At 64.4% G+C, this 3,725-nt stretch carries 1 protein-coding gene and 1 pseudogene; both read right to left on the bottom strand.

Annotation, left to right across the window (positions count from 1 at the left end):
• Nucleotides 1-426, bottom strand: a pseudogene (locus tag AAAC48_RS23085) (IS481 family transposase); the annotation flags it as partial.
• 301 nt (nt 427-727) lie between these two features.
• Nucleotides 728-3,725, bottom strand: a 2,998-nt coding sequence (locus AAAC48_RS23080) for an AAA family ATPase (RefSeq protein ID WP_340656434.1), incomplete at its 5' end; no start/stop codon positions are given.

Below are 3,725 nucleotides of genomic sequence, written 5' to 3'. Positions count from 1 at the left end.
GACTTCGGCAATGTCGATGTGAAAGTAGCCGATCGGGTAGGATTTGAATTTCTTCTTTGCAGGCTTGTCACCCTCGACCTCCGGCAGACGCCCGATGCAATGGCGCTGAAGGCAACGATGCAGCGACGACCGCGTCAGCTGTGGAATGGTCGGCTGTAGGGCATAGAGGCAATCATCGAGCGGCAACAGCGTGTGCTTGCGAAAAGCCACGATGACCGCCTCTTCCTCAATCGAGAGAACCGTTGATTTCGGTTCTTTCGGGCCGGTCGGAAGATCGGCAACGGATGTGCGCTTCTTCCACTTCGCGACCGTCTTCTGATTGATCCCGTAGCGTTTCGCAAGCGTTCTCAGGCTCTCTTCACTATTGTGTATTGCTCGACGGATTGCCTCTGTCGTCGTGGCGCTGCCGTGTAGAACCTGGCCCATAGTGCCTCCTTCCATTCAAAGGAAAATAATGCACCATCAAAGCCTGGGATCAAACATCCTAGGGCGCAACCGCGTCGTCTTTGCGCAAATCAAATCGCACGCATGAACCGGTTTGCACCTTGACCGCCTCTGCGATCACCGCTCTCCTATAGTGAATTTTAACGATACCTGCGGGCGTACACGGGGACACGTTTGGTCTTCGATAGTCGAAGTTCTTAAGGTGCGCAGCGAAGGGGCTTCCACTAACCAAGCCATGCCTTCGAAACGAAGATGCAGCGGCCCGATCGCCTTTCCCGGCGCGTCATCGATGGCCAGAGGGGCATTCCGATCGCAGTTCGTCGAGCAGTGCTCGCCCCTCCAGAAGATCAGGCGTGTCGAAGCCCTCGCTGATCGAGGCGTAAGGAGATGCGAGGGTGTCGTACGCTTCCGCGGATTTACCCTCTGCACGCAGATGCCGCGCGAGCCGGATGGCTGCCCGGAGCATGAGGGATAGAGCCCCTTGCGCCGCCGCGATCTCCACGGCACGTCGAAAGCAGTCCGCCGCCGGTCGGTATGTGGCGAGCGATAGCTCGCCCTCGAGGAGACGGAGCCGCGCGTTGGTCCACGATTCCCGGTGGCGCTCAGCGACGGCGTCGGCCTCAGCGAGGGCGGCGCCCGCCTCCTCCAGCCGTTGCGTTTTGACGTAGAGCTCGGCGAGGATCGCAAGATAGTGCGGCACCCTGAGTCCGGCGCCGGTCGCGCGCAGATCTCGCAGACCATCGCGCAGGCGCACAATACCCCGATCGAGATCACCCTCCTCGGCGGACGCCCAGCCGTCCATGATCGTGGCCCAGGCAAGATAATAGCTGAACCCATACTCGGCACAGACTGCGTAAGCGGCGTCGGCATGCACGCGCACCAGCGCCGGTTCGCGGCGAAACTGGTGCAGCATCGAGGCGTAGGCGAGCGCGACGACGAGGCTGAACGGGTGGTCGAGTCGTCGCGCCACCTCGATCGCTTCGCCGATGGCCACGAGTGCACGATCCGCGAACCCGAGATGCCAGTTGACATGAGAAGCATAGGCGCGGCCATGGACGTGGATGTTGACGCCAGCCGCGAACGCGTTGGCGGGATCACCGGCACGCTCGATCTTGCTGCGGGCCGCCTCCAAGTGGATCAGGGCCAGGCCATGCTGGCCCAGATGGAACAGGTTGAATCCCAGCGCATGATGGGCGTCAGCCTGGCGGACGGGGTCGTCGCCCCGTTCGACCAGCTCGAGCAGTTCAGCGCTGAGCTCGCCCGTGTGGGTCAAATGACCGCGTACGTGATAGACGTGGCACAAGCCGCGCAGCGCTCGCGCGCGATAGCTCTCGTGCCCTTGCCGGCGGGCGAGCTCCTCGGCTCTGGCGTAAGCCGCCTCGACTTGGGGTGCACCGAAGCCCTCGGTTGCGATCAGCGGCGGTCCCAGAGCCACCTGGACCTCGAGCTCCTGGCGCTCGCGCGCCTCGCTCGGCGGTGCGTCCTCGAGCATGGCGAGTGCTCTCGTCAGGTGACCGATCGCTTCCTTGTTGGCCGAGCGCTGCCGCGCCAATCGGCCGGCGAGCAGCCACCAATCTACGGCCCGGTCGTGAATCCCGGCCTCCGAGAGATGACGGGCCAGGAGTTCGGGCTGGCGCTCAACGACAGCGGGGAACTGCGCTTCGAGCGCAGCGGCGATACGCGCATGAAGCTCCACTCGCCGGCTTTTGAGGAGGGTCGCGTAGGCGACATCCTGGATCAACGCGTGCTTGAAGGTGTAGGTCGTGTTGGGCGGCTGGCCGCGCCGAAAAACCAAATCGGAGCCAACGAGCGTAACCAGCGCTTCGCTGAACGCCGGCTCTTGCAGCGGCGACACCGCGGCCAAGAGATCGTGATCGAACTCGCGGCCGATGCAGGCGCCGATCTGCGCCAGCTCCTTGGCCGGTGCCAGTCGATCCAGCCGGGCCATGAGCGAGTCCTGCAAAGTCGAGGGAATGGCGAACGCCGCCGGCACGCCGATAAGCTCGAGGTGGTCACCGAGGTCTCGCAACAGGCCGGATTCTAGAACCGTCCTGGTCAGCTCCTCGACAAACAGCGGGATACCGTCCGTCTTGCTGGTGATCTGGGCCAGGACGTCCGCTGGCAACGCCTTTCCGCGGACGACGCGATCGACGATCATCGCCACGTCGCCGCGGACGAGCCGAGGAAGCGAAAAGGAGGTGACATGAGCGTGGCCGGTCCAGGGAGGGCTGAACTCGGGCCGGAACGTGATCACCATGAGCGCCCTCAGGCCCTGCACGCGTTCGGTCAGAAGCTCCAGAAGCTCCATCGTCGAAGGGTCGATCCAGTGCACATCCTCATAGACGGCCAAGACCGGCTGCTGGCTGCACAGGGCTTCAAACTGCCGGAGCAGGACCTCGAAGGTGCGCTGCTTCCGGCGCTCGGGCGTCAGATCCAGAGCCGTGTAGCTCTCGACCGGCAGCGATAACAGGGCGGCCATGAGCGCCGTCGCGTCTTCGTCGAGGCGCTCGGCATAAGGGTTGAGGAATGTTTCCAACTTGCTGAGCTTCTCCTCCGGCCCGTCCTCGCGAGCGAATCCGGCGGCCCTCTCGAGCTGCCCGATCACCGGAAAGAGCGCGCTGTTCATGTGGTAGGGCGAGCAGAAATGGCTCAGCACGGCGACCGGTTCCTGGGCGAGCGCCTCGCGTAGCGCTAGGACAATCCGCGATTTACCGATTCCAGGTTCGCCGGAAAGCAGCACCACCTGGCCCTCCCCCGCCTTGGCCCATCGCCAGCGCTCGAGAAGCAGCGCCAGCTCCGCGTCACGACCGATGATCGGCGCCAGCTCCCTGACATGGAGTGCCTCGAAGCGGCTCGCTGCGTAGCCGGGTCCGAGCACACGGAACGCCCGGGCCGGCACCGTTAGTCCCTTGAGCGGCCGGAGCCCGAGATCCTCGACCTCGAACAACGCGCCTAGAAGCTTTCGTGTACCCTCGCCGATCACCACCTCGTTGGGCCGCGCAAGCGTCTCCAGCCGGGCAGCAAGATTCGGCGTTTCGCCGACGACCGCTTCCTCTTGGGCCGCGCCCTCGCCGATAAGGTCGCCCACGACGACCACGCCTGTGGCGATGCCGACCCGGGCTGCGAGCGGCTCGCCGGTCGGGGTTGCCAGACGTCTGACCGCCTCGACGGCCGCAAGGCTGGCCAGCACGGCGCGCTCGGCCTCGTCCTCGTGCGCCCTCGGCCACCCGAAATAGGCGAGCACCCCGTCGCCCATTAACTTGGCGACATGGCCTTCGAAG

The sequence above is a fragment of the Phyllobacterium sp. genome (assembly GCF_037994405.1).
Taxonomy (GTDB): Bacteria; Pseudomonadota; Alphaproteobacteria; order Rhizobiales; family Rhizobiaceae; genus Phyllobacterium.
The sequence above is the reverse complement of the archived record's forward strand: the minus strand, read 5'-3'. Positions and strand labels throughout refer to the sequence as shown.